Origin of the sequence: Pseudomonas lactis (assembly GCF_001439845.1) — a bacterium.
Taxonomy (GTDB): domain Bacteria; phylum Pseudomonadota; class Gammaproteobacteria; order Pseudomonadales; family Pseudomonadaceae; genus Aquipseudomonas; species Aquipseudomonas lactis.
In genome coordinates this window covers 44,159-67,724 of the sequence record NZ_JYLO01000021.1, presented here as the reverse complement: position 1 = coordinate 67,724, position 23,566 = coordinate 44,159, and the positions used below count along the sequence as shown (strand labels likewise).

The window sequence follows — 23,566 nt, the reverse complement described above, 5'->3', positions numbered from 1 at the left end:
CCATGTCGAAATTTTTTATCGACCGTCCCATTTTCGCCTGGGTAATTGCCCTGGTGATCATGCTGGTCGGGGCACTCTCGATCCTGAAGTTGCCCATCAACCAATACCCGGCCATTGCGCCAACGGCCATTGATATCCAGGTGACCTACCCAGGCGCGTCCGCACAAACCGTGCAGGACACCGTGGTGCAGGTCATCGAGCAACAGCTCAACGGTATCGACAACCTGCGTTATGTCTCCTCGGACAGTAACTCCGACGGCAGCATGACCATCACCGTGACGTTCAACCAGGGTACCAACCCGGATATCGCCCAGGTCCAGGTACAGAACAAGCTGAACCTGGCCACCCCACTGCTGCCGCAAGAAGTGCAGCAACAGGGTATCCGTGTGACCAAGTCGGTGAAGAACTTCCTGATGGTGATCGGTCTGGTGTCGGAAGACGGCAGCATGACCAAGGACGACCTCTCCAACTACATCGTGTCCAACATCCAGGACCCGATCTCCCGTACCGCGGGGGTGGGTGACTTCCAGGTGTTCGGTTCGCAGTACGCCATGCGTATCTGGCTCGACCCGGCCAAACTGAACAACTACCAGCTCACGCCAGTGGACGTCAGCAATGCCATCAAGGCCCAGAACGTGCAGGTGGCCACCGGCCAACTGGGCGGCCTGCCTGCCCTGCCCGGCACCCAGCTGAACGCCACGATCATCGGCAAGACGCGCCTGCAAAGCACCGAGGAATTCGCCAAGATCCTGATGAAGGTGAACACCGACGGCTCCCAGGTTCGCCTGGGTGATGTCGCGCGTATCGAACTGGGCGGCCAGAACTACAGCATCAGTGCACAGTTCAACGGCAAGCCGGCCTCGGGTATGGCGATCAAGCTGGCGGCCGGTGCCAACGCACTGGACACCGGCAAGGCCATCCGCGAAACAGTCAAGTCCCTGGAGCCGTTCTTCCCGCCTGGCATGAAGGCGGTGGTGCCCTATGACACTACGCCGGTCGTGACCGAATCGATCTCCGGTGTGGTTCACACCCTGGTCGAAGCGATCGTGCTGGTGTTCCTGGTGATGTTCCTGTTCCTGCAGAACTTCCGTGCCACCATCATCACCACCATGACCGTACCGGTGGTATTGCTGGGTACCTTCGGGATCATGGCGGCGTGCGGCTTCACCATCAACACCCTGACCATGTTCGGCATGATCCTGGCCATCGGCTTGCTGGTGGACGATGCCATCGTTGTGGTGGAAAACGTCGAACGGGTAATGGCCGAGGAACACCTGTCGCCCAAGGAAGCAACGATCAAGTCCATGGGCCAGATCCAGGGCGCCCTGGTGGGTATTGCCCTGGTACTGTCGGCGGTACTGCTGCCGATGGCATTCTTCGGTGGTTCCACCGGTGTGATCTACCGGCAGTTCTCCATCACCATTGTTTCGGCGATGGCGTTGTCGGTGCTGGTTGCCCTTATCTTTACCCCGGCTTTGTGCGCCACCATGCTCAAGCCGATTGATCCGGAAAAACACGGCCAGCCCAAGCGCGGCTTCTTCGGCTGGTTCAACCGCACCTTCGACAGCGGCGTACTCAAGTACGAGCGCGGCGTGGGTAACATGATCAAGCACAAGATCCCGGCGTTCCTGGTGTATGCGCTGATCCTGGTCGGCATGATCTGGATGTTCACCCGTATTCCAAGCGCGTTCCTGCCTGAGGAAGACCAGGGTGTGATCTTCGCCCAGGTGCAGACACCGGTTGGTGCTTCGGCTGAGCGCACGCAAAAAGTCGTCGACGACATGCGCGCCTTCCTGCTGAACGACAAGGAAGGCGAGCCAGGCGAAGGCAAGGCGGTGAAGTCGGTGTTTACCGTGAACGGCTTCAACTTTGCTGGCCGTGGCCAGAGCTCGGGTCTCGCGTTCGTGATGCTCAAACCGTGGGATGAGCGTGACTCGACCCAATCGGTGTTCGAAGTGGCCAAGCGTGCCCAGGGTTACTTCTTCGGGGCCTTCAAGGACGCCATGGTATTTGCCATCGTGCCACCTTCGGTACTGGAGCTGGGTAACGCCACCGGTTTTGACGTGTTCCTGCAAGACCAGGGTGGCGTCGGCCACGACAAGCTGATGGCTGCACGTAACCAGTTCCTGGGCGCGGCAGCACAGAGCAAGGTGCTGGCCGGCGTACGTCCTAACGGCGTGAACGACGAGCCGCAGTACGAGCTGACCGTTGACGACGAGAAGGCCAGTGCCCAGGGCATCAGCCTCGCGGATATCCAGCAGACCCTGGCCATTGCCTTGGGTGGTAGCTACATCAACGACTTCATCGACCGTGGTCGCGTGAAGAAGGTGTATGTACAAGGTGACGCCGCCAGCCGCATGTCGCCCGAAGACCTGGACAAATGGTACGTGCGCAGCAACGACGGGAAAATGGTGCCGCTGTCGGCCATCTCGTCGGGCCAGTGGATCTACGGTTCGCCCAAGCTTTCGCGATACAACGGTGTAGCGGCGATGGAAATCCTCGGTACCCCGGCACCGGGCTACAGTACCGGTGATGCGATGGCCGAAGTCGAACGCATCGCCAAAGAACTGCCGGCCGGTGTCGGTTACGCCTGGACAGGCCTGTCGTACGAAGAACGCCTTTCCGGTTCCCAGGCGCCAGCACTGTACGCACTGTCGCTGCTGGTCGTGTTCTTGTGCCTGGCGGCGCTGTACGAAAGCTGGTCGATCCCGATCGCGGTGATTCTGGTTGTACCTCTGGGTGTGATCGGTGCACTGATCGCCACCAGCATGCGCGGCTTGTCCAACGACGTGTTCTTCCAGGTGGGCCTGTTGGTGACGGTGGGCCTGGCGGCGAAAAACGCCATTCTCATCGTGGAATTCGCCAAGGAACTGCATGAGCAAGGCAAAGGCATCGTCGAGGCGGCTATCGAAGCGTCCCGTATGCGTCTGCGCCCGATCATCATGACGTCCATGGCGTTCGTGCTCGGCGTACTGCCGCTGGCGATTTCCAGCGGTGCCGGCTCAGGCAGCCAGCACGCGATCGGTACCGGCGTGATCGGCGGTATGATCACCGCCACTGTGCTTGCCATTTTCTGGGTGCCACTGTTCTACGCAACCGTGTCCTCGGCTGGCGAACGCAAAAAGAAAGACACTACTGAAACTCCTAAAGAGGCTGGCCAATGAGCAAGTCGCTACTTTCCCTAGCCGTCACCGCATTCGTGCTCAGTGGCTGCTCGCTGATACCTGACTATCAGCGTCCCGATGCGCCGGTGGCCGCGCAGTTCCCGCAGGGGCCGGCGTATTCGTCGGCCCAGGCGCCGAGCCAGGCCGCTGCCGAGCAAGGCTGGAAGCAGTTTTTCCATGACCCTGCCCTGCAACAGCTGATCCAGACCGCGTTGGTGAACAACCGTGACCTGCGTGTCGCGGCGCTGAACATCGACGCCTATGCGGCGCAGTACCAGATCCAGCGTGCCGACCTGTTCCCGGCTATCTCGGCCACCGGCAACGGCAGCCGCCAGCGCACCCCGGCGAAGCTGTCGCAGACTGGCGAGTCGACTATCTCCAGCCAATACTCGGCTGGCCTGGGGATCAGCTCTTACGAGCTGGACCTGTTCGGCCGCGTGCGCAGCCTCAGTGAAGAAGCGCTGCAAAAGTACTTCGCCACTGAAGAAGCACGGCGCAGCACCCAAATCAGCCTGGTGGCCAGCGTGGCGAATGCCTACCTGACCTGGCAGGCCGACAAGGAGCTGCTCAAGCTGACCCAGGACACCCTGGCCGCGTTCGAGCAAAGCTACAAGCTCACATCGCGCAGCAATGAAGTCGGCGTGGCCTCGGCCCTCGACCTCAGCCAGGCGCGCACCTCGGTGGAAAACGCCCGTGTGCAACTGGCCCGTTACACCCGCCAGGTGGCCCAGGACGAAAACAGCCTGACCCTGCTGCTGGGCACCGGCCTGCCGGCGAATATCGCCAGCAAGCCGCTGTCCGATGACCTGCTCAGCGAAGTGCCGGCCGGGTTGCCATCGGACCTGCTGCAACGTCGTCCCGACATTGTGCAGGCCGAGTACAACCTCAAGGCCGCCAACGCCAATATCGGCGCGGCCCGTGCGGCGTTCTTCCCGAGCATCAGCCTGACGGCCAGTGCCGGTACCGCCAGCCCAACCCTGGGCGGCCTGTTCAAAGGCGGCTCGGGTACCTGGGCGTTTGCCCCGCAGATCAACATCCCGATCTTCAACGCCGGTAGCCTGCGCGCAAGCCTGGACTACTCGAAGATCCAGAAAGAGATCAACGTGGCCAACTACGAGAAGGCCATCCAGACCGGCTTCCAGGAAGTCTCCGACGGCCTCGCCGCGCGTGCGACCTACAAGCAGCAACTGGATGCCCAGCGCGGCTTCGTCGAGGCTAACCAGGATTACTATCGCCTGGCCGAGCGTCGCTACCGCATTGGTGTCGACAGCAACCTGACCTTCCTCGACGCCCAGCGCCAACTGTTCAGTGCCCAGCAATCGCTGATCACCGACCGCCTGGCGCAGCTCACCAGCGAGGTCAACCTGTACAAGGCCCTCGGCGGTGGCTGGAACGAGCAGACCGCGAAGAACGAACCGTTGAAAGAACAGGCACCGCCGTTGAAGTTGTTCTGATAGCGCAGGTGTGAAAAAACCGCTTCCCTAATCGGAAGCGGTTTTTGTATGTCATGCCGTTTTAATCATTATCAAAATAAGTTCATGTATGGATCTCAAGCTTAGAGCATCTGACCTCCATGTCCTTGCCATCATCCGTCGTCCAACCGAATGAAAAACTGGCATGGATTGAGGTCTCGCCAGACCCATCGCTGGAAATGCTTTTGACGCTCAAATTGCCCCAATACTCTTGCGGGGAATACTCGACATCGCTTTCAAGCCCAAACGTGGCACGGATAAGGCCTTCTCCAGGCCCGATGATGTAAGTCATATTCTCCTTCAGCTTGAACGCACGCTCTTGTCCATCACCGTCTGCCTCAAGGGTCAGTTCGTTTTTCGAGCCAGGGTTGCCTTCGATTCCCAACCGAATTCGCAAGTGGTGACCCTCGATGTAGCTCAACTCAAAACTATCGAATTGAATTGGCACCGTCCTGATCAATTCCGCCCTGAACGTATTTGAGGACGTTAAAAACTCACCCATATCTGATCCAAAGCTCATGGAATTCACTCCCTGATCACGTAAAAAAGATACTGTCAGCCTTTTCGAAAATAGGCGTATGAAATCAGAAGATCTACTGTTAACCCTGACAGTAGACAGCTAACCCTGCGCGCCGGAAGCTGACGAGTCGGGCGCATCACAATTACGTTCGATCATCGCCCACAACCCGCCCTCCCCCACTTTCATCGCCCCCGCACCGCCACGCACCATGGCCGCCACCTGCATAAACCCAATAACAACAGGTCCACACCATGAGCACTTTCCAACCGCGCCAGCTGTTGCTGGCGGCTGCTGTCGCCAGTTCTGCGCTGCCCGTTTTCGCCCAGGAGCACGGCTTTCTCGAAGACGCCAGCGCCAATCTCAACCTGCGTAACTTCTTCTTCAACCGCAACTTCACCAACCCGACCAAAGCCCAGGGTGGCGCGCAGGAGTGGACGCAAAGTTTCATCCTCGACGCCAAGTCCGGGTTCACCCAAGGCACAGTCGGTTTTGGTGTGGACGTGCTGGGTTTGTACTCGCTCAAGCTCGATGGCGGGCGTGGCACGGGCGGCACGCAGTTGCTGCCGCTGGACCATGACGGCCGGCCAGCCGATGAGTTTGGTCGACTCGGCGTGGCATTCAAGGCGCGCTTTTCCAAGACTGAGCTGAAGGTGGGCGAATGGATGCCGGTGCTGCCGATTCTGCGTTCCGACGATGGCCGCTCCCTGCCGCAGACCCTGCGTGGCGGGCAGATCACCTCCAAGGAAATCGACGGCCTGACCCTCTATGGCGGCCAATTCCGCGCCAACAGCCCGCGGGACGACGGCAGCATGAGCGACATGTCGATGGTCGGCAAAACCGCCTTCACCTCCGACCGCTTCAATTTCCAGGGCGCCGAATACGCATTCAACGACAAACGCACCCAAGTCGGCGTGTGGAATGCCCAGCTCAAGGACATCTACAGCCAGCAGTTCGTCAACCTGATCCACAGCCAGCCCGTAGGCGACTGGACCCTGGGCGCCAACCTGGGCTTCTTTTACGGCAAGGAAGACGGCAGCGCTCGCGCCGGAGACCTGGACAACAAAACCTGGTCCGGTTTGTTCTCAGCCAGGTACGGCGGCAACACCTTCTACGTCGGCCTGCAAAAACTCACCGGCGACAGTGCCTGGATGCGCGTCAACGGCACCAGTGGCGGCACCCTGGCCAACGACAGCTACAACTCCAGTTATGACAACGCACAGGAAAAATCCTGGCAGGTTCGCCACGACTACAACTTCGCCGCCCTCGGCGTACCGGGCCTGACCCTGATGAACCGCTATATCAGCGGCAGTAACGTGCACACCGGCACCGTCACCGACGGCAAGGAATGGGGCCGCGAGACCGAGGTGGGCTATACGGTGCAGAGCGGCACCCTGAAAAACCTCAACGTGCGCTGGCGCAACTCCAGCATGCGCAGGGATTACAGCAACAACGAGTTCGATGAGAACCGGTTGATCGTCAGCTATCCCATAAGTCTGATGTGAATTCCCATCGGTTTGATAACCAAACGTTCAAGCGCACACGGTGCGACCGTTGTGCGCCTGTGCGCCTGTGCGCTCTTTTATCGCATGCACCCAACTACCTCCAACACCGACTATTCGGTTCCCCCCCATAACGAAAGCCCATTTTCCTACTTGATAAGGCCTATTCAGTCTTCAGAAAACCTGATGCCTACTTACCGTCCTCTGTAGTACTCGGTATCAATCGAGCAGGGAACGATTACCTCGATCGATGCAACTCATTGATCTCCTTGCCTTCAATACAACGAAGGACTGGGCAAGCCACCCTATTTAGCTCAAGAGGTGATCTTCCATGACTACGATAGCCCCGCAAACTGCTCCCCCCGTAACTGCGCCTTCCGCACTTGCAGACAACACTCCACCTCCCGGCGACGACCTCATTCGCCGAAAGACACAGATGCTCGTGGATGACGGTAATCTTAAAGCGAGTGAGGAGGCCATCGAACACCATGGAGACCCCAAGAAGCCAGTGCTCATGGGCAATATCCTGACACTCGAAACGAGTGATAAATCGGACGTCATCCATATTAGTCAGGACCCGAACGGCTCACTGCGTGTAAAGGTAAATGAGCAGGAATACACCTTCAACGGCAATAACCCCTCGCCAAACAGTTCATCATCGGAAGGCATACAACCTCAATTCAGCCTGCACATTAAGAGCGGCGCAGGCAACGACAACATCACCCTGGCCCCTGACGTCACTGTCGACGTAAAGATCGAAGCGGGTGACGGAGATGACACCGTTCAAACCGAAGGGGGGAATCCCGACATTTATGGCGGACGCGGGAACGACACTATTCGCTTGGGTAAAGGCGGCGGCTACGTAGAAGGTAACGACGGTGACGACACGATAATTGGCGGTTCGGGACACTCCGTGATGTACGGGAACAAGGGTAACGATCGTTTGTATGCAGGGCCTGGACCCGCCAACAAAAAAAGCCACCTGGATGGGGGTGAGGGCGACGACCTGTTATACGCTGGCGACGGGCATACGGTGATCAATGGCGGCGACGGTAATGACCAAATAGTTGCTTACGCCAATACCACCGCGTACACGGGGAAGGGATCCGATACCGTTTGGGGCAACCTTACCAAAGCGCGTATTTATGCCCAGAGCAGTGATTACCTGCCAGGCACAGAGCAATCGACTATCACTAGAACGGAGCCGAGCGAAGCGGGTAAAAAAGCTTTTAAAATCGTAGGTACGGATGAGTTCAAACAACGGGTCGAAGATGACCTGGCACTGCTGCGTGCCTCACCTGTGGGGCGCAAAATGCTGGAGGAAATGGATAAAGCGGCTGAGCGAAATGGTGCTCCAGTCACCATCGAAGAAGACAAAAAAGGTGGTTCCAGTTACACGTTCAACAGCAGTGAGCTGCAAAAATTAAGCGAGCAAGAGCGGAAAAAGATCCCTATGGGCGACCCGAAGAGGGGTGGAATAAAAGATGGGGAGCCTGGCGCCCGTGCGGATCAAGGCACAATTAACTATGCGCAGAACTCAATCTTGGCCTTTGAAAACGAGAACATCACCTCTCCAATTGTCGCGTTCTACCATGAAATGGTACACGCCTGGAACGGTGCCAACGGTACTTTTCTGCCAGGCACAGCCGGTGACCCTATGAGTCCAGGCCCTGCCAATGGCGAACCGCAGGCTGTCGGCTTGCCGACTAACGCCCCACCCTTCGACTTCGACAACGATCCCACCACCCCGCCGACGTCCACGAACCCGGCCCCATTCACCGAGAATGCGTTGCGCGAGGAAATGGGACTCCCACCGCGAATGCAATACTGACACAAGAAAGTTGACGTAAACGGTGGTGGTGACCTTCCATGACATCAACCGCTACACCGCGCTGGAACGTGCAGCGCTGGCCCGTACGGTCAAGGCTGTGAACGAGCCGGTGCATCTGCCGGGGGTGTGGAATTGGCTGTGGGATGCTGATTCCCACTAACGCCCTGAACCTGTGACGATCCCCTGTGGGAGCTGGCTTGCCTGCGATAGCAATCTGTCAGTCAGCCCAATATTGACTGGCCCACCGCAATCGCAGGCAAGCCAGCTCCCACAGGAGATCGCATTTCATATTCAGTCTTGTTGGCGGGACTCCACACCCAATTCATCCCACACTGACTCCGCCAGGTGAAACGTCGCATTCGCTGCCGGGATCCCGCAGTAGATCGCACTCTGCATCAGCACTTCCTTGATCTCAGCGCGGGTCACGCCGTTGCTGGCGGCAGCACGCAGGTGCAGTTTCAGCTCTTCAATTCACTCAGGGCGTACGACTGATGGATGTCTTGGCCTTGGCGACACGTAGGGCCGGGAACACTAACCCACGTCAAACGAGCAGGTAACGTTCAATGAACTCAGCGTCCCCCATCGCCCTACCCGTCATTACACCGCCCATCTCACCGGAGGCGCCCCCTCCTCCTGCCACTGGCAGCAGCTACCTGCGATCCAATACAGAGGTGCTGGTGGAGAACGGCAACCTGAAGGTTACCCAGGAAATTCGAACCTCCTACAGAGACCCCAATAACCCGCAACACACTGCCACTATTCTGACGCTGGAAACGGGTGACGCTTCGGACGTTATCCATATCAGCCAGCACGCCGACCGCCGGCTGAGCGTGTCGGTGAATGATCAGACTTACACGCTCAACAATCCGCCCCCCACCTCACACACTTCGCCCGCCAAAGACACGCCAGTGCCGTTCTTAAGCCTGAACACCTTGACCGCTGGGGGCAACGACAACATCACGCTGGACCCCACTGTCACCGCCGCGGTCACGATCCACGCGGGCGATGGCAATGACACGGTTCATGCCAGCAGCGGCACGACCACCGTTTATGGGGGACGTCGCAGAGACCATATCCGATTGGGCAGTGGCGCCGGTTATGCCGAAGGCAACGAGGGTAACGACACCTTGATCGGCGTTACAGGAAACGGGGTGATGTACGGTAACCAGGGCAAGGACGTTTTGTATGCGGGGGCTGGCCCGACGACTAAAAAAAGTTACTTGGATGGCGGTGATGGCAACGACAGACTCTAAGCCAGCAACGGACATACGGTGATAAATGGCGGCAAAGGCAATGACCGGATAGTCGCCCACGACGAAGCGACTATCTACACGGGCAAAGGGTTCGACAGGGTGTGGGCCAACGGTAACGCAGCGCGCATCTACGTCAAAAACGGTGACCGTCTTTCAGATACGGAACAATCGACCATCACCCGGGTGACGCCGACCGATGCCGGTCAGCGAGCGTTTAGCATCGTAGGCTCGGATGTGTTCAAAGAACGGGTCGAAGATGATCTTGAGTTACTCCGCTCCTCGCCTGCGGGGAGAGTCATGCTGGAGGAGATGGACAAAGCCGCTGATAGAAACGGTGCGCCGGTCACTATCATGCAATCCGATTTCATTAACATGTATGGGTTCAATACCACTGAGCTGGAAAACTCACGCGCAGCGAACAGTTGAAAATCCCACACGACGACTCGAAAATGGGTGTGATAAACGACGGAGTAGCCGGTGCCGCTGCTGACCAGGGTATGATTTTTTACTATCCGAGCGAGTCCAATCGGAAGACAAACGCATCACCGATCGCCCAGTTCTACCACGAGATGGCACATGCCTGGAACGGCGCCAACGGTACGTTCCTAAGCGGCTCCAGCGACCCACTTCCAGAGCTCCCTGAGCGCCCTGGACCGGAAAATTCTGAGCTGCAGGCAATCGGCCTGCCGACTAACGCACCGCCCTTCGACTTCGACAACGACCCATCCACCCCGCCCACCTCCACCAACCCGGCGCCGTTTACCGAAAATGCGCTGAATTTGGAAATGGGCAAACCACCGCGAACAGGCTACTGATACCTAACGGCGGACACGGACACACCGCCATGAGCCGATGCAGCAATCAATCTGGAGGTGACCTGTATCAAGGCATAGCCCCAGAACGTTGATCTTGCTGTATCGTGCGAGCCTGCCGCTGCAGTTTCGCCCTGCAGCGGCCACTATTCGAGCCCGTGCACACCATGAAACCCTTCGCCATCACAATGGCCCTGGCGTTGAGCCTCAGCGGCTGCATCGGCCCGCCCCTCGCCCTGACGCCACAGACCGAGCAACGCCTGCAAACCCAGGCGCCGATCCGCTTTCTGCTGACCTTCGACGATGGCCCAAGTGCCTCAGGCTACAACAACCCGAGCCGCTCGGTAGTGGCCGACCTGGCCAATAACCCGGTACTGCCGGGGATCAAGGCGGTGTTTTTCCTGCAGACCGAAGCCGCTCGCTCCGGCGGCAGTTCTCGGGGGCGCAAGACCATGGAACGTGAGTTCGCCGCTGACCATGTATTAGCCTTTCACACCGCCACGGCGTTTCACACCAATCACCGCTGGTTGAACGACGCCACGCTGGAACACACCCTGACCGAAGGTGCTGCGGATATTGCCGCCATCACGGGCGCGCCACCTGTGCTGGTACGCCCGCCCTTCTGGAACTACGACAAGCGCACCTTCGCCGCCTACCAACGCCACGGCATGCGGGTACTGTTGACGGACTTGAGTGCCAATGACGGCAAGATCTGGGGCTTCAACGCCAGCCCACGTCGGCGCGCCAATCTGTATCGGCAACTGTCGGTGGTGCGCGAGCGTATTGCCTTGGGTGAGCTGCCGACGGTGGAGGGGGTGATTCCGGTAGTGGTGACCTTCCATGACATCAACCGCTACACCGCGCGGCATATGCAGGAGTACTTGCAGATCCTAATGGACAGCGCGCGGGTCAACGGATTGAAGACAGCGGCAGAGCCGTTCTATACCGACCACGCCGCGCTGGAACGTGCAGCGCTGGCACGTACGGTTAAGGCTGTGAACGAGCCGGTGCATCTGCCGGGGGTGTGGAATTGGCTGTGGGATGCTGATTCCCACTAACGCCCTGAACCTGTGACGATCCCCTGTGGGAGCTGGCTTGCCTGCGATAGCAATCTGTCAGTCAGCCCAATATTGACTGGCCCACCGCAATCGCAGGCAAGCCAGCTCCCACAGGAGATCGCATTTCATATTCAGTCTTGTTGGCGAGACTCCACACCCAACTCATCCCACACTGACTCCGCCAGGTGAAACGTCGCATTCGCCGCCGGGATCCCGCAGTAGATCGCACTCTGCATCAGCACTTCCTTGATCTCGGCGCGGGTCACGCCGTTGCTGGCGGCAGCACGCAGGTGCAGTTTCAGTTCTTCACTGCGGTTCATGCCGATCAGCATCGCGATGGTGATCAGGCTGCGGGTATGCCGAGGCAGGCCGGGGCGGGTCCAGATGTCACCCCAGGCGTGGCGGGTGATCATTTCCTGGAACTCGCTGTTGAACTCGGTCAGGGCATTGAGGCTGCGGTCGACGTGGGCATCGCCCAGTACTTCGCGGCGCACCTGCAGGCCCTCGGCGTAACGTTGTTTCTCGTCCACAAATAGCTCCTCAGCGGGCCAGCAGAAATTCGATCACCCGGTCGCTGAACGCAGCACCGGCCTGAACGTTGGACAGGTGCGCCGCATAGAACTCGGCATACTCGGCACCCTGCACATGGCTCTGGATAAAGTGGCCACCGGCTGGCGGCGTCACTGCGTCTTCGGTGCCGGCAATCACCAGGGTCGGCACCTTGATCGAGGACAATTGCTCACGAAAATCCGCATCGCGCACAGCGCCGCAGTTGGCGGCATACCCCTCGGGCGACGTGGCCGCGAGCATGTCAGTGATCTGCTTGGCCTGGTGCGGGTGGGCGGCGGCGAAATCTGCGGTGAACCAGCGCGCAATCGACGCATCGCGCAGCGCTACCATCGCGGCTGCGCCATCACGCAGGACCATTTCGATACGCGGGTTCCACACCTCGGGCGTGCCGATCTTGGCCGCGGTGTTACACACCACCAGGCGTTGCAGGCGCTCGCCGGCATGAATGCCCAGCCATTGGCCGATCAAGCCGCCCATGGACAGCCCGCAAAAATGCGCCTTCTGGATATCCAGCGCATCCAGCAGTGCGATCACGTCTTGGCCCAGTTGCTCAATGCTGTAAGGCCCCTCGGTCACCAGGGATTGGCCGTGGCCGCGGGTGTCGAAGCGCAGTACGCGAAAATGCTCGGTGAAGGCCGGAATCTGGATATCCCACATATGCAGGTCGGTACCCAGGGAATTGGACAGCACCAATAACGGTGCGTCGGCGGGCCCCTCGAGTTGGTAATGCAGTTCGCCCTCGGCGAGTTGTACAAAAGCCACAGCGTTCTCCTCAGGCAGTCAAAGCAAAATGTTCGGTCACTGCACGCGTAACCCAGGTGGACGCCTGGCCCAGGTAGTGGGCCGGGTCGAGCAGGCGGTCCAGTTCAGCCGCTGACAACTCGGCGGTGACGTGCGGCTCATCCGCCAGCACCGCGCGCAAATGGCGCTGCTCGGCGACCGCACGTTTGCAGCACTGTTCAAGCAGATGGTGCGCGGTGTCGCGGCCCAAGCGTTGGGCGAGCACGATACTCACCGCTTCGGCCAGCACCAGGCCCTGGGTCAGGTCGAGGTTCTGTGCCATGCGTTCGGCATTCACTTCCAACCCTTCACTGACCAGAATTGCCTGGTGCAAGGCACCGGACACCAAGCGGCAAATCTCCGGCAAGGTCTCCCATTCGGCGTGCCACAAGCCCAGGCTGCGTTCGTGCTCTTGGGGCATGGCGCTGAACATCGTCGCCACCAGGCCCGGTACACGGGTGGCCGCGCTGATCAACACTGCGGCACCCACCGGGTTGCGTTTGTGGGGCATGGTGGACGAACCGCCCTTGCCCGGCGCCGAGGGCTCGAACACCTCCGCCGCTTCGGTCTGCATCAACAGGCTGATATCGCGGCCCAACTTGCCGAGGCTGCCGGCGATCAGGCCAAGCAGGCTGGCAAATTCCACCAGGCGGTCACGCTGGGTGTGCCAGGGTTGTTCCGGCAAGCCCAGTTGCAACTCGGCGGCCAAGGCTTCGGCCACGGGCATGGCGTATTCGCCGAGCGCCGCCAACGTGCCTGATGCGCCGCCAAATTGCAGCACCAACAGGCGCGGCTTCAATTCGGCCAGGCGCTGGCGACTGCGCGTCACCGCGCCCAGCCAACCGGCGATTTTCATCCCCAGGGTGACCGGCGTCGCGTGCTGCAACCAGGTGCGCCCGGCCAACGGCACGACGGCGTAACGCTGGGCCTGGGCGGCCAATACCTCCCCCAGGCGAGCCAGGTCGGCCTCGATCAGTTCCACCCCACGGCGCAGTTGCAGCACCAGGCCGGTGTCCATCACGTCCTGGCTGGTGGCACCCAGGTGTACATAACGCTCGGCGTCGGCGTCCTCACTGGCGATCAACTTGCCCAACGCCTTCACCAATGGAATCGCTGAGTTGCCCGCCGTGGCAATCGCGCTGCCAAGGGCATCCACGTCATACAGCGACGCCAGGCACGCCTGGGCAATCGGTGCGACGGCGGCCTGGGGAATCAACCCGACCCGCGCCTGCGCCCGGGCCAGTGCGGCTTCGAAATCCAGCATACCCTGCAAGCGCCCCTGGTCACAGAACACGTCGGCCATGCTGTCAGCAGTGAAATAAGCGTCGAACAGTTGATTGCTCGTGCGCAACGTCATAACTCATCCCTTACAGATCGTGATGCAGGTACGCCGCCTGTTTCGGCAAGCGCAAGCTGAACAGGAAGGCCACCGCCATCATCGCGGTGACGTACCAATAAAAGGTGTTTTCCATGCCGATGGATTTGAGGCTCAGCGCAACCACTTCTGCCGAACCGCCAAACACCGCGTTAGCCACTGCATACGCCAGGCCCACGCCCAATGCACGCACCTGCGGCGGGAACATCTCCGCTTTGACCAGGCCGCTGATGGAGGTGTAGAAGCTGACAATCGCCAAGGCCAGGGTGATCAGCACAAAGGCCAGAAACGGGCTGGTCACGGTTTTCAAGGTCAGCAGGATTGGCACGGTAAACAGCGTGCCAAGGCCAGCGAACCAGAGCATCGAATTACGTCGGCCGATCTTGTCGGCCAACATGCCGAACAACGGCTGCATGCACATGTACAGAAACAGCGCGCCGGTCATGATGTAGCTCGAGGTCTTGGCGTGCATGCCCACGGTGTTCACCAGGTACTTCTGCATGTAGGTGGTGAAGGTGTAGAAAATCAGCGAGCCGCCGGCGGTGTAGCCCAGCACCGTGATGAAGGCTTTGCCGTGGTCGCGAAACAGCGCGACGATACTGCCGGCGTCCTTGTCTTCGCGCATTTCCTTGCTGGTGGTTTCTTTGAGGGTCCGACGCAGCAGCAGGGAGATCACGGCAGCTATGGCACCGATCACAAACGGAATGCGCCAGCCCCAGGCGCGCAGTTCTTCTTCGGTGAGGACCTGTTGCAGGATCACCACCACCAGCACCGCCAGCAACTGGCCGCCGATCAGGGTCACGTACTGGAACGAGGCGAAGAAGCCACGCTGGCCCTTGAGCGCGACTTCACTCATGTAGGTGGCCGTGGTGCCGTACTCGCCGCCCACCGACAAGCCCTGGAACAGTCGCGCCACCAACAGCAACGCCGGGGCCCAGGCACCGATGTCGTTATAGGTGGGCAGGAAGGCGATGACCAGGGAACCGCCGCACATCATCAGCACCGAGATCATCATCGAGTTCTTACGCCCGTGCTTGTCGGCCACCCGGCCAAACAACCAGCCGCCAATCGGGCGCATCAGGAACCCGGCGGCAAACACACCGGCGGTGTTGAGCAACTGCACCGTAGGGTCATCCGAGGGGAAAAACGCCGGGGCAAAATAAATCGCGCAGAAGGCATAGACGTAGAAGTCGAACCATTCGACCAGGTTGCCGGAGGACGCACCGACAATCGCAAAGATCCTTTTGCTGCGTTCTTCTCCGGTGTAGTGGCTGGTTTTTGTTGTCATGTTTTTTTACTCAGTGGGAACGGTTATAGCCTAGACATACTTTGCAACAACCCTGTTCCGCAAGCAGACTTTTGGATAGGTGGAGCCTGAGAGGGCCTCATCGCGGGCAAGCCCGGCTCCCACATTGGATGATCGTTCCCACGCTCTGCGTGGGAATGCCGCATGGGACGCTCCGCGTCCTGCCGTTCGCGGGTGACGCGGAGCGTCACGGGATGCATTACCACGCAGAGCGTGGGAACGATCGTCAATGGGGCCCTACAGCCAACTCAATAGTCGAAGAACACCGTTTCCTTATCTGTGCCCTGCAAAATCACATTCCACTGATACACCCCTGCCGCATCCGCCTTGGCAATCAGGGTGCTACGACGTTCGGCCGGTACACACGCCAGCAACGGGTCATCGCCATTCAAGGCCTCACCGTCAAAATAAATCCGCGTCAGCAAGTGCTTCACCAACCCACGGGCAAACACCAGCACCACCAAGTGCGGCGCCTGGGTGGTGCCCTTGAGCCCCGGCACACTGCCAGGCTTGATGGTGGTAAAGCGAAAACGCCCTTGGGCATCCACCGGCACGCGGCCGAAGCCTTCGAAGTTCGGGTCGAGCGCTTTGTCCTGCTCGTCTTCGGGGTGGGCATATTTGCCGGCGGCATTGGCCTGCCAGACTTCCAGCATGGCGTCGTTGACGACATCACCGTTGCCGTCCACCACTTGCCCGGTGATTGCCACGCGTTCGCCGAGGGTGGCAGTGACGGTCAGGTCTTCACGGTTCAGCCAGGTCAGGCCAATGTGGTAATACGGCCCGACGGTGTGGGACGTGGTCGCGTTGAGTGTCATCTCATTTCTCCATCGGCGTGGCGTCGCGGCCGCGCAGGACGATGTCCCAGCGGTAGCCGAGGGCATAGGAAGGAATGGTTTTTTCCAGATCGAAGCGAGCGATCAAGCGTTGCTTGGCGCTGGTGTCCGGCACGCAGTTGTAGATCGGGTCGTATTCCAGCAACGGATCGCCCGGAAAATACATCTGCGTCACCAAGCGCGTCAGCACGCTGGGGCCAAACAGCGAAAAGTGGATATGCGCCGGGCGCCACGCGTTGTGGTGGTTGCCCCACGGGTAGGCGCCAGGCTTGATGGTCTGGAACTGGTACCAGCCGTCGGCGTCGGTGACGGTGCGCCCGGTTCCGGTGAAATTCGGGTCCAGGGGTGCATCGTGCAGGTCGCGCTTGTGGTTGTAGCGGCCGGCGGCGTTGGCCTGCCAGATCTCCACAAGAATGCCCGGCACTGGCAGGCCGTTTTCGTCCAGCACGCGGCCATGAATGATGATGCGCTCGCCTTGCGGCTCGCCGTCATGCTGGGCTGTCAGGTCGTTGTCCTTGTCATTGATACGTTCGGCGCCGATGGTCGGGCCGGTGATTTCCGACAAGGAATGGGGCAGGAACACCAAAGGCTGGGACGGCGAACGCAGGTTCGTCGACTGGTAGGCCGGGTGCAGGTAATCAGGTTGAGTGCCCGCTTGCGGGCGCCGGTAACCGGGCTTGTCACTCATGGAGCAATCCTCTTTTAGTTATCAGACGCGTTCAATCGCCAGGGCCAGGCCTTGGCCAACGCCAACGCACATGGTTGCCAGGCCTTTTCTGCCGCCGGTTTTTTCCAATTGGTGCAGGGCCGTCAGTACCAACCGCGCACCACTCATCCCCAAGGGGTGGCCGAGGGCAATGGCGCCGCCGTTGGGGTTGACCTGGGGCGCATCGTCGGCAATACCCAGCTCGCGCAGCACCGCCAGGCCTTGGCTGGCGAAGGCTTCGTTGAGTTCGATCACGTCAAAATCGGTGACCGCCAACCCCAGGCGCTCCACCAGCTTGCGCACCGCCGGCACCGGGCCGATGCCCATCACCCGCGGGGCGACACCGGCACTGGCCATGCCCAGCACACGGGCGCGAGCGGTGAGGCCGTGTTGCTTGACGGCCTCGGCGCTGGCGAGGATCAACGCGGCGGCGCCGTCGTTGACGCCCGAGGCATTGCCGGCGGTGACGGTCTTGTCCGCACCGTTGACCGGCTTGAGCTTGGCCAAGGCTTCCAACGTGGTGTCCCGTGGGTGTTCATCGTGTTCCACCAGGGTTTCGCCTTTTTTATGCGCGACCCGCACCGGTACGATTTCCTCGGCAAAGAATCCGGCGGCCTGGGCGGCGGCGGTGCGTTGCTGGCTGCGCAGGGCGAAAGCGTCCTGGTCGGCGCGGGAAACCTGGTAGTCGTCGGCCACGTTATCGGCGGTCTGCGGCATGGCATCCACGCCGTACTGGGCCTTCATCAGCGGGTTGATAAAACGCCAGCCAATGGTGGTGTCTTCCAACTTCATGTTGCGCGAAAACGCCGCGTCGGCCTTGCCCATCACAAACGGAGCGCGGGACATCGATTCGACGCCACCGGCAATCGCCAGCTCCATTTCACCGCTGGCAATCGCACGAAAGGCGGTGCCGATGGCATCCATGCCCGAGGCGCACAGGCGGTTGAGGGTCACGCCGGGAATGCTTTCCGGCAGCCCCGCCAGCAGCAACGCCATGCGTGCCACGTTGCGGTTATCTTCACCGGCCTGGTTGGCGCAGCCGAGGAAGACTTCGTCTACGGCGCTCCAGTCCACCGATGGGTTGCGCTCGATCAACGCCTTGATTGGCAGCGCCGCCAGGTCGTCGGCACGCACCGTGGACAGGCCACCGCCGAAACGGCCGATAGGTGTGCGAATGGCATCACAGATATAAACCTCGCGCATCAGGCTTCTCCCGGTGCTTGGCCGTGGGCAGCCGCAGTGCGCGCTTCGAGGTCACGCAGGGCGGTCAATTCGGTCTCGGTGGGCTCAGCGGTGGTGCTCACCTGGTCGGCAAAGCGAATCGCCCAGCCGGTGGCGGCGACCACTTGCTCGCGGGTCACGCCGGGGTGCAGCGCAGTGACCACGAACTCATGGCTGCCATCCTCCGGTTCCATGATGCACAGGTCGGTAATGATGCCCACCGGGCCGGCGCCGGGCAGGCCCAGACGCTTGCGCGAGTCGCCACCTTCGCCGTGCCCCACAGAGGTGATGAAATCGAGTTTGTCGACAAACGAACGGGACGACTGCTTCAGGATGATCAGCACGCTCTTGGCGGAACCGGCGATTTCCGGCGCGCCACCGGCACCCGGCAAACGCACTTTGGGCTGGTGATAATCACCGACCACGGTGGTGTTGATATTGCCGAAACGGTCGACCTGGGCCGCGCCGAGAAAACCCACATCAATACGCCCGCCCTGCAGCCAGTAGCGAAAGATCTCACCGGTGGGCACCACAGTGTCAGCGGTCTCCGCCAGCTCGCCATCACCGATGGACAGCGGCAATACGCTGGGCTTGGCCCCAATCGGGCCCGACTCGTAGATCAGCACCACATCCGGCGACGATGTCAGGCGCGCCAGGTTGGCGGCCTTCGATGGCAGGCCGATGCCGACGAAGCACACCGAGCCGTTCTTGAGGCGGCGTGCGGCGGCGACGGTCATCATTTCATTGGTGGAGTAAGCCATTACTTAGCCTCCTGCGCGGTGGCCAGCTTGGCCTGGAATTCACTGAAGTCGGCAGTGCCGTGGATGTATTCGTCGATCCAGGCGGTAAAGGTCCCACGGTCGCGGGCAATCGGGTCCCACGCCTGATAGAAGCGGTTATCCCGCTCGTTGTAGCCGTGCGCATAGGAAGGATGCGCACCACCGGGTACATGACACACCGCCGTCAGCGCCCAGGTCGGCAGCACGCAGCTGTTCATCGGCGCATTCAGGTCGTCGACGATTTCCTCGACGGTGACGATGCAGCGCTTGGCCGCCAGGGCCGCTTCCTTTTGCACCCCGAGAATGCCCCAGAGCAGCACGTTGCCTTTGTGGTCGGCTTTCTGCGCGTGAATCACAGTGATGTCCGGGCGCACCGATGGCACCGCCGCCAGCACTTCACCCGTGAAGGGGCAGGTGACGGTCTTGATCAGCGGGTTGACCTTGGGCAAGTCGGAACCGGCGTAGGCACGCAACACCGCGAACGGCAGGCCGGAGGCACCGGCGACGTAGGCATTGGCCAGGTCGGCGTGGCTATGCTCTTCAATCTCCAGCGCTTGCGGCCATTGTTTCTCTACCGCGTCACGCAGGCGATGCAGGGAACCCACGCCCGGGTTGCCGCCCCAGGAGAAAATCAACTTGCGTGCACAGCCGGCACCGATCAACTGGTCGTAGATCAGGTCAGGCGTCATGCGCACCAGTGTCAGGTCTTTCTTGCCCTGACGAATGATTTCATGGCCTGCGGCCGTAGGGATCAGGTGGGTGAAGCCTTCAAGGGCGACGGTATCGCCGTCGTTCACGAAGCGCTTGACCGCATCACGCAGGGTGAGGATTTCAGCCATGGGGTTGGGCTCCCGGTGTTGATCGAAAAAGGCGCTGAGGTGGCGCCGAAGTGCTTGAAGGTTAAGCCGGGGTAATGGGCCAAACAATCCGATAATCGACTGAGTGTTCGATTATCGAACCGATTGTTGCTTAACTAACCATCGCAAAGAACAGGGTCAATGTGGGAGCTGGCTTGCCTGCGATGGCGCGAGTGAATTCAGCACCGCTATCGCAGGCAAGCCAGCTCCCACAGGGATAGTGATCGGTTTCAGGTTGCATCGGCATGGCTGACCATGCCCTTGATCACCACCGCTGCCGTGGCCAATGCCGCCGGAATCACCAGCGCCGTGAGCACCTGCTCGAAGTTCCAGCCCAGGCCCAGCAAGGTCGCGCCCATCCACGCCCCCAGGATCGCGCCGAAGCGGCCGATGCCGAGCATCCACGACACCCCGGTGGCACGGCCCTGGGTGGGGTAGAAACGTGCCGCCAGCGACGGCATCGCCGATTGCGCACCGTTGACGCACATCCCGGCGACCAGCACCAGGGTGGCCAACAGCGTGATGTTGCCCAGGCTCTGCCCCACCGCGTAGGCAAACACCCCGGCCAGCAGATAGAACGTGCCGATCACTTTGTGCGGGTTGAACCGGTCCATCGCCCAGCCCACGCCCACCGCGCTCAGCACCCCACCAAACTGGAACAACGCGCCGATAAACGCGGCCTGCTCCATGCTCGCGCCGCTGTCACGCATCAAGGTGGGGAGCCAACTGGTCAGCAGGTAAACAATCACCAGGCCCATGAAGTACGTGAGCCACAACAGCAAGGTGCCAGCGCTGTAGGTGCCCGAGAAGATCACCGCGAACACATTGCGGGCCTTGACGGTTTTTTGCTCCGGCACGCTGAAGTGAGTGGCCTGGGCGACGATGCTTGGCTCGATAGGGGCCAGGGTCTTGCGCACCTTGTCAGTGCCGCGATTGCGCACCACCAGGTAACGCGCCGACTCCGGCAGCCAAACCAACAGCACCACCGCGAGGATCAACGGCAGGATGCCGCCGATCAGTAACAGGCTGTGCCAGCCGAACGCGGGGATCAGCTTGGCCGAAATAAACCCACCGCCGGCCATGCCCAGGTTGAAGCCACAGAACATGCTGGTCACCAACAAGGATTTATGCCGCTCGGGGGTGTATTCAGAGAGCAAGGTGGTGGCATTCGGCATGCCGGCGCCCAGGCCCAGGCCGGTGAGAAAGCGCAGTACCAGCAACTGGTCGACATTGGTGCTGTAGGCCGACGCCAGGCTGAACGCACCAAACACCAACACCGCGCCGACCAGCACGACTTTGCGGCCAAAGCGGTCGGCCAGCGGGCCGGAACCGAGTGCGCCGAACACCATGCCGATCAACGCGGCGCTCATCACCGGGCCGAGGCTGGCGCGGTCGATGCCCCAGTCCTGGGACAGCGCGGGCGCGATAAAGCCCATGGCGGCCGTGTCGAGGCCGTCGAGAAAGACAATCAGGAAACACAGGATCACCACGCGCCACTGATAGCGCGAGAGTGGCTGGGCGTTGATAAAGGACTGTACGTCCAGGGTGGTACCGACAGAAGGCTGATTCATTATTTTTATTCCACACCGATGGCGGGCTGACAACCTGAGGTCGTCATTCTTATAGGGGGCAGCTCCTCAGAGCGCTGCCGCACATTAATAAGCCAAGGGAAACACCGTCAATCGAGCCAGTCGGGATCTGTGCGGTCACCGAACATCTTAGGTTAGGCAAACAGTTGCGCACTCAGCTCACGGCTGGCGCTGAGCATGCTCGGCAAAAAGCGCTGCTCCAACTCGCTGCGGCTGACCCGCCCGGCGTGGGTGCTGACATTCAGCGCGGCCAACACCTGGCCGGACGCGTCATACACCGGCACCGCGATGGAACGCAGGCCCTGCTCCAATTCCTGGTCGACAATGCACCAGCCCTGCTGACGCACCTGTTGCAGGCATTCAAATAACGCTTGCGGCGTGGTCAGAGTGCGGCTGGTCTTGGTTTGCAGGTCGGCATGGTCGAGGTAATCCTGCAGCGAGGCATCGTCGAGGGCGGCCAGCAGAATGCGGCCCATGGACGTGCAATACGCAGGCAAGCGCCCGCCTACCGAAAGGTCAACCGAGATCAGGCGCTGGGTAGTGGCAGAACGGGCGATATAAAGGATGTCATCGCCCTCCAGGGTCGCCATGTTGCAGGCTTCATGCAGTTGCTCGCTCATGCGGTCCAGATAAGGCTGGGCCGAGACAGCCAGCGGTGTGGACGACAGATAGGCATGACCGAGGGTCAGCACTTTGGGCAACAACGAATAGGTGCGCCCGTCCGTGGTGGCGTAGCCGAGCTTGATCAAGGTATGCAGGCAACGGCGCACGGCGGCGCGGGGAATTTCGGTACGGTGGCTGATCTGGGCGATGGTCAGGTGACGCTTGCGCTCCTGGAACGCCTGCACCACGGCCAGGCCACGGGCCAGGGACGTCATGAAATCCGGATCACCGGTGAATGCCTGGATACGCTTGGCCGGTGAAGCCACGATCGGCGGCGCCACTGATGCAAAGGAGTTGCGCAATTGATCGTTCATTTCAAAGGGCCTTCTCTTGTTATCACCACGGGAGGGTTGGCGGCTATTACAAGCCGTGCCGGCCGTACCGCACAAGCCAGCGGCGGCAACATTGGGCGATTATCGGACGATCATGCGATTATCGCAATTTGGCGCAGCCCCACCCGCTAACGTTTCAGATTTGCCTGATGCCTCTGTAAAGCGTAGACATCTACCCTAATGCCGATCAATCAAGCGAAATCAACGCAGAACTCATGTGGGAGCGGGTTTGCTCGCGAAGAGGTCCGCCCAGCAACATACATGTTGACTGACGCACCGCCTTCGCGAGCAAGCCCGCTCCCACATGAGATGTGCGTGTAACTCAAATGTAGACATGAAGATGACGGTGTTCACAAATAACGCGGCGGTATGTAACAAACTCCAGACATGTCGTTGACGCTTTTTAACTTCATGATGATAGTGTTATTCAAATGCGCCGCTATAATGCAACCTGTGCAGAGGTCAGCCCGGTATCACCATCGGGAGTGGAGCTCACCAGGCATTGCAGGCTGCTGGCAACGCCGGTCACAAGTACTCGCTTGAAAGAACGGCCTTCAGGCCCATGTACCAACTTGAACGGTTCGCCTGTTTTATTTGGTATCGCCCGAGCACGACTTTCAGGCATGACGCTGCGCAATCAATAAACTCAACTCAATTAGGTAATACTGTGACGAAAGATGAACTGCGCGCGGAACTTGAGCGCCAGGAGCAACGTTACAAGGATGTCTACGGCGGGGAAGTCACCACCTACGCCGCGCAACCCGAGCCGGAACGCAAGCCATGGCGTAAACGTGCCAGCCTGCTAGACCAGGCATTTGCCCAGGAAATCCAAAAGATCGAGCAGGAACTCAAGACCGAGGAGCCATAAGCGCTTCGGTTCGAGCTTCAAGAGTCGTGCTGTCTCTGCCGGTGCAGTACTGGCAGAGGGCACCTGCTTTAGCGTCCG

At 60.2% G+C, this 23,566-nt stretch carries 21 protein-coding genes and 2 pseudogenes; 10 read left to right on the top strand and 13 right to left on the bottom strand.

Annotated features, from left to right (window positions below):
• Positions 1-2 precede the first annotated feature (2 nt).
• Positions 3-3,164: an efflux RND transporter permease subunit gene (locus TX24_RS28195; RefSeq protein ID WP_057711897.1), complete on the top strand. Its 3,162-nt coding sequence runs from the start codon at positions 3-5 to the stop codon at positions 3,162-3,164.
• On the top strand, positions 3,161-4,618 hold the full coding sequence (gene adeC / locus TX24_RS28190) for an AdeC/AdeK/OprM family multidrug efflux complex outer membrane factor (protein ID WP_057711896.1): 1,458 nt from the start codon (positions 3,161-3,163) through the stop codon (positions 4,616-4,618). Before TX24_RS28195 ends, adeC begins: the two co-directional genes overlap by 4 nt.
• A gap of 82 nt (positions 4,619-4,700) precedes the next feature.
• On the opposite strand, the gene TX24_RS28185 is transcribed toward adeC, so the two are convergent.
• Positions 4,701-5,156, bottom strand: a complete 456-nt coding sequence (locus tag TX24_RS28185; protein ID WP_034134941.1) for a hypothetical protein — start codon at positions 5,154-5,156, stop codon at positions 4,701-4,703.
• A 251-nt stretch (positions 5,157-5,407) separates the two neighbouring features.
• Here TX24_RS28185 and TX24_RS28180 point away from each other — a divergent pair, with 251 nt between their 5' ends.
• The 3 genes and pseudogenes from TX24_RS28180 to TX24_RS32040 all read left to right on the top strand — a co-directional run.
• Complete coding sequence (locus TX24_RS28180; protein WP_003189333.1) at positions 5,408-6,658, top strand: OprD family porin; 1,251 nt, start codon at positions 5,408-5,410, stop codon at positions 6,656-6,658.
• Between the two features lie 328 nt (positions 6,659-6,986).
• Positions 6,987-8,486, top strand: coding sequence for a M91 family zinc metallopeptidase (locus TX24_RS28175; protein ID WP_003189329.1), 1,500 nt, complete (start codon positions 6,987-6,989; stop codon positions 8,484-8,486).
• A 22-nt stretch (positions 8,487-8,508) separates the two neighbouring features.
• Positions 8,509-8,646 (top strand): annotated as a pseudogene (locus tag TX24_RS32040) (polysaccharide deacetylase family protein); the annotation flags it as partial.
• Positions 8,647-8,777: 131 nt separating this feature from the next.
• Here TX24_RS32040 and TX24_RS31715 read toward each other — a convergent pair.
• Positions 8,778-8,954 (bottom strand): annotated as a pseudogene (locus tag TX24_RS31715) (carboxymuconolactone decarboxylase family protein); the annotation flags it as partial.
• A 209-nt stretch (positions 8,955-9,163) separates the two neighbouring features.
• Here TX24_RS31715 and TX24_RS32035 point away from each other — a divergent pair.
• From TX24_RS32035 to TX24_RS28160, 4 genes are all read left to right on the top strand, one after another.
• Entirely contained in the window at positions 9,164-9,739 is a 576-nt protein-coding gene (locus tag TX24_RS32035) for a calcium-binding protein (protein WP_157255574.1), read from the top strand.
• An 18-nt stretch (positions 9,740-9,757) separates the two neighbouring features.
• Positions 9,758-10,165: a M91 family zinc metallopeptidase gene (locus TX24_RS32770; RefSeq protein WP_003189321.1), complete on the top strand. Its 408-nt coding sequence runs from the start codon at positions 9,758-9,760 to the stop codon at positions 10,163-10,165.
• A gap of 23 nt (positions 10,166-10,188) precedes the next feature.
• A complete protein-coding gene (locus TX24_RS32765) occupies positions 10,189-10,554 on the top strand; it encodes a M91 family zinc metallopeptidase (RefSeq protein WP_144020139.1) in 366 nt (121 codons plus the stop codon).
• 164 nt (positions 10,555-10,718) lie between these two features.
• Positions 10,719-11,609, top strand: coding sequence for a polysaccharide deacetylase family protein (locus tag TX24_RS28160; protein WP_057711895.1), 891 nt, complete (start codon positions 10,719-10,721; stop codon positions 11,607-11,609).
• 131 nt (positions 11,610-11,740) lie between these two features.
• Here TX24_RS28160 and pcaC read toward each other — a convergent pair whose 3' ends face one another.
• The 11 genes from pcaC to pcaR form a co-directional block, all read right to left on the bottom strand.
• Positions 11,741-12,139 (bottom strand): 4-carboxymuconolactone decarboxylase, encoded by a 399-nt coding sequence (gene pcaC, locus TX24_RS28155; protein ID WP_003189316.1) that lies wholly within the window; start codon positions 12,137-12,139, stop codon positions 11,741-11,743.
• Positions 12,140-12,149: 10 nt separating this feature from the next.
• The gene (pcaD, locus tag TX24_RS28150; protein ID WP_057711894.1) at positions 12,150-12,941 is read right to left on the bottom strand and encodes a 3-oxoadipate enol-lactonase; all 792 of its coding nucleotides are present in this window, start codon (positions 12,939-12,941) and stop codon (positions 12,150-12,152) included.
• Positions 12,942-12,951: 10 nt separating this feature from the next.
• Positions 12,952-14,316, bottom strand: a complete 1,365-nt coding sequence (locus TX24_RS28145; RefSeq protein ID WP_057711893.1) for a 3-carboxy-cis,cis-muconate cycloisomerase — start codon at positions 14,314-14,316, stop codon at positions 12,952-12,954.
• A 10-nt stretch (positions 14,317-14,326) separates the two neighbouring features.
• Positions 14,327-15,622 (bottom strand): MFS family transporter, encoded by a 1,296-nt coding sequence (locus TX24_RS28140; protein ID WP_003189310.1) that lies wholly within the window; start codon positions 15,620-15,622, stop codon positions 14,327-14,329.
• 266 nt (positions 15,623-15,888) lie between these two features.
• Entirely contained in the window at positions 15,889-16,455 is a 567-nt protein-coding gene (pcaG, locus tag TX24_RS28135; protein WP_057711892.1) for a protocatechuate 3,4-dioxygenase subunit alpha, read from the bottom strand.
• A gap of 1 nt (position 16,456) precedes the next feature.
• Positions 16,457-17,161, bottom strand: a complete 705-nt coding sequence (gene pcaH, locus TX24_RS28130) for a protocatechuate 3,4-dioxygenase subunit beta (protein ID WP_003189306.1) — start codon at positions 17,159-17,161, stop codon at positions 16,457-16,459.
• Between the two features lie 21 nt (positions 17,162-17,182).
• Positions 17,183-18,385 (bottom strand): 3-oxoadipyl-CoA thiolase, encoded by a 1,203-nt coding sequence (gene pcaF, locus TX24_RS28125; RefSeq protein WP_169855585.1) that lies wholly within the window; start codon positions 18,383-18,385, stop codon positions 17,183-17,185.
• On the bottom strand, positions 18,382-19,161 hold the full coding sequence (locus tag TX24_RS28120; RefSeq protein WP_057711891.1) for a CoA-transferase subunit beta: 780 nt from the start codon (positions 19,159-19,161) through the stop codon (positions 18,382-18,384). The genes pcaF and TX24_RS28120 overlap by 4 nt, the downstream gene beginning before the upstream one ends.
• On the bottom strand, positions 19,161-20,018 hold the full coding sequence (locus tag TX24_RS28115; RefSeq protein WP_057711890.1) for a CoA transferase subunit A: 858 nt from the start codon (positions 20,016-20,018) through the stop codon (positions 19,161-19,163). Before TX24_RS28115 ends, TX24_RS28120 begins: the two co-directional genes overlap by 1 nt.
• Before the next feature lie 248 nt (positions 20,019-20,266).
• Complete coding sequence (pcaK, locus tag TX24_RS28110; RefSeq protein ID WP_003189298.1) at positions 20,267-21,607, bottom strand: 4-hydroxybenzoate transporter PcaK; 1,341 nt, start codon at positions 21,605-21,607, stop codon at positions 20,267-20,269.
• A 152-nt stretch (positions 21,608-21,759) separates the two neighbouring features.
• A complete protein-coding gene (gene pcaR / locus TX24_RS28105) occupies positions 21,760-22,602 on the bottom strand; it encodes a pca regulon transcriptional regulator PcaR (protein ID WP_003189296.1) in 843 nt (280 codons plus the stop codon).
• Between the two features lie 685 nt (positions 22,603-23,287).
• Here pcaR and TX24_RS28100 point away from each other — a divergent pair.
• Entirely contained in the window at positions 23,288-23,488 is a 201-nt protein-coding gene (locus TX24_RS28100; protein ID WP_003189295.1) for a hypothetical protein, read from the top strand.
• Positions 23,489-23,566 lie beyond the last annotated feature (78 nt).

Excerpts from the sequence above, each read along its gene's own strand:
- TX24_RS28140 (WP_003189310.1), bottom strand. The coding sequence starts at position 15,622 with ATGACAACAAAAACCAGCCACTACACCGGAGAAGAACGCAGCAAAAGG.
- TX24_RS28145 (WP_057711893.1), bottom strand. The coding sequence starts at position 14,316 with ATGACGTTGCGCACGAGCAATCAACTGTTCGACGCTTATTTCACTGCT.
- TX24_RS28195 (WP_057711897.1), top strand. The coding sequence starts at position 3 with ATGTCGAAATTTTTTATCGACCGTCCCATTTTCGCCTGGGTAATTGCC.
- TX24_RS28180 (WP_003189333.1), top strand. The coding sequence starts at position 5,408 with ATGAGCACTTTCCAACCGCGCCAGCTGTTGCTGGCGGCTGCTGTCGCC.
- adeC (WP_057711896.1), top strand. The coding sequence starts at position 3,161 with ATGAGCAAGTCGCTACTTTCCCTAGCCGTCACCGCATTCGTGCTCAGT.
- TX24_RS28175 (WP_003189329.1), top strand. The coding sequence starts at position 6,987 with ATGACTACGATAGCCCCGCAAACTGCTCCCCCCGTAACTGCGCCTTCC.
- TX24_RS28185 (WP_034134941.1), bottom strand. The coding sequence starts at position 5,156 with ATGAGCTTTGGATCAGATATGGGTGAGTTTTTAACGTCCTCAAATACG.
- TX24_RS28160 (WP_057711895.1), top strand. The coding sequence starts at position 10,719 with ATGAAACCCTTCGCCATCACAATGGCCCTGGCGTTGAGCCTCAGCGGC.
- pcaG (WP_057711892.1), bottom strand. The coding sequence starts at position 16,455 with ATGACACTCAACGCGACCACGTCCCACACCGTCGGGCCGTATTACCAC.
- pcaH (WP_003189306.1), bottom strand. The coding sequence starts at position 17,161 with ATGAGTGACAAGCCCGGTTACCGGCGCCCGCAAGCGGGCACTCAACCT.
- pcaR (WP_003189296.1), bottom strand. The coding sequence starts at position 22,602 with ATGAACGATCAATTGCGCAACTCCTTTGCATCAGTGGCGCCGCCGATC.
- pcaK (WP_003189298.1), bottom strand. The coding sequence starts at position 21,607 with ATGAATCAGCCTTCTGTCGGTACCACCCTGGACGTACAGTCCTTTATC.
- TX24_RS28115 (WP_057711890.1), bottom strand. The coding sequence starts at position 20,018 with ATGGCTGAAATCCTCACCCTGCGTGATGCGGTCAAGCGCTTCGTGAAC.
- TX24_RS32765 (WP_144020139.1), top strand. The coding sequence starts at position 10,189 with ATGGGTGTGATAAACGACGGAGTAGCCGGTGCCGCTGCTGACCAGGGT.
- TX24_RS28120 (WP_057711891.1), bottom strand. The coding sequence starts at position 19,161 with ATGGCTTACTCCACCAATGAAATGATGACCGTCGCCGCCGCACGCCGC.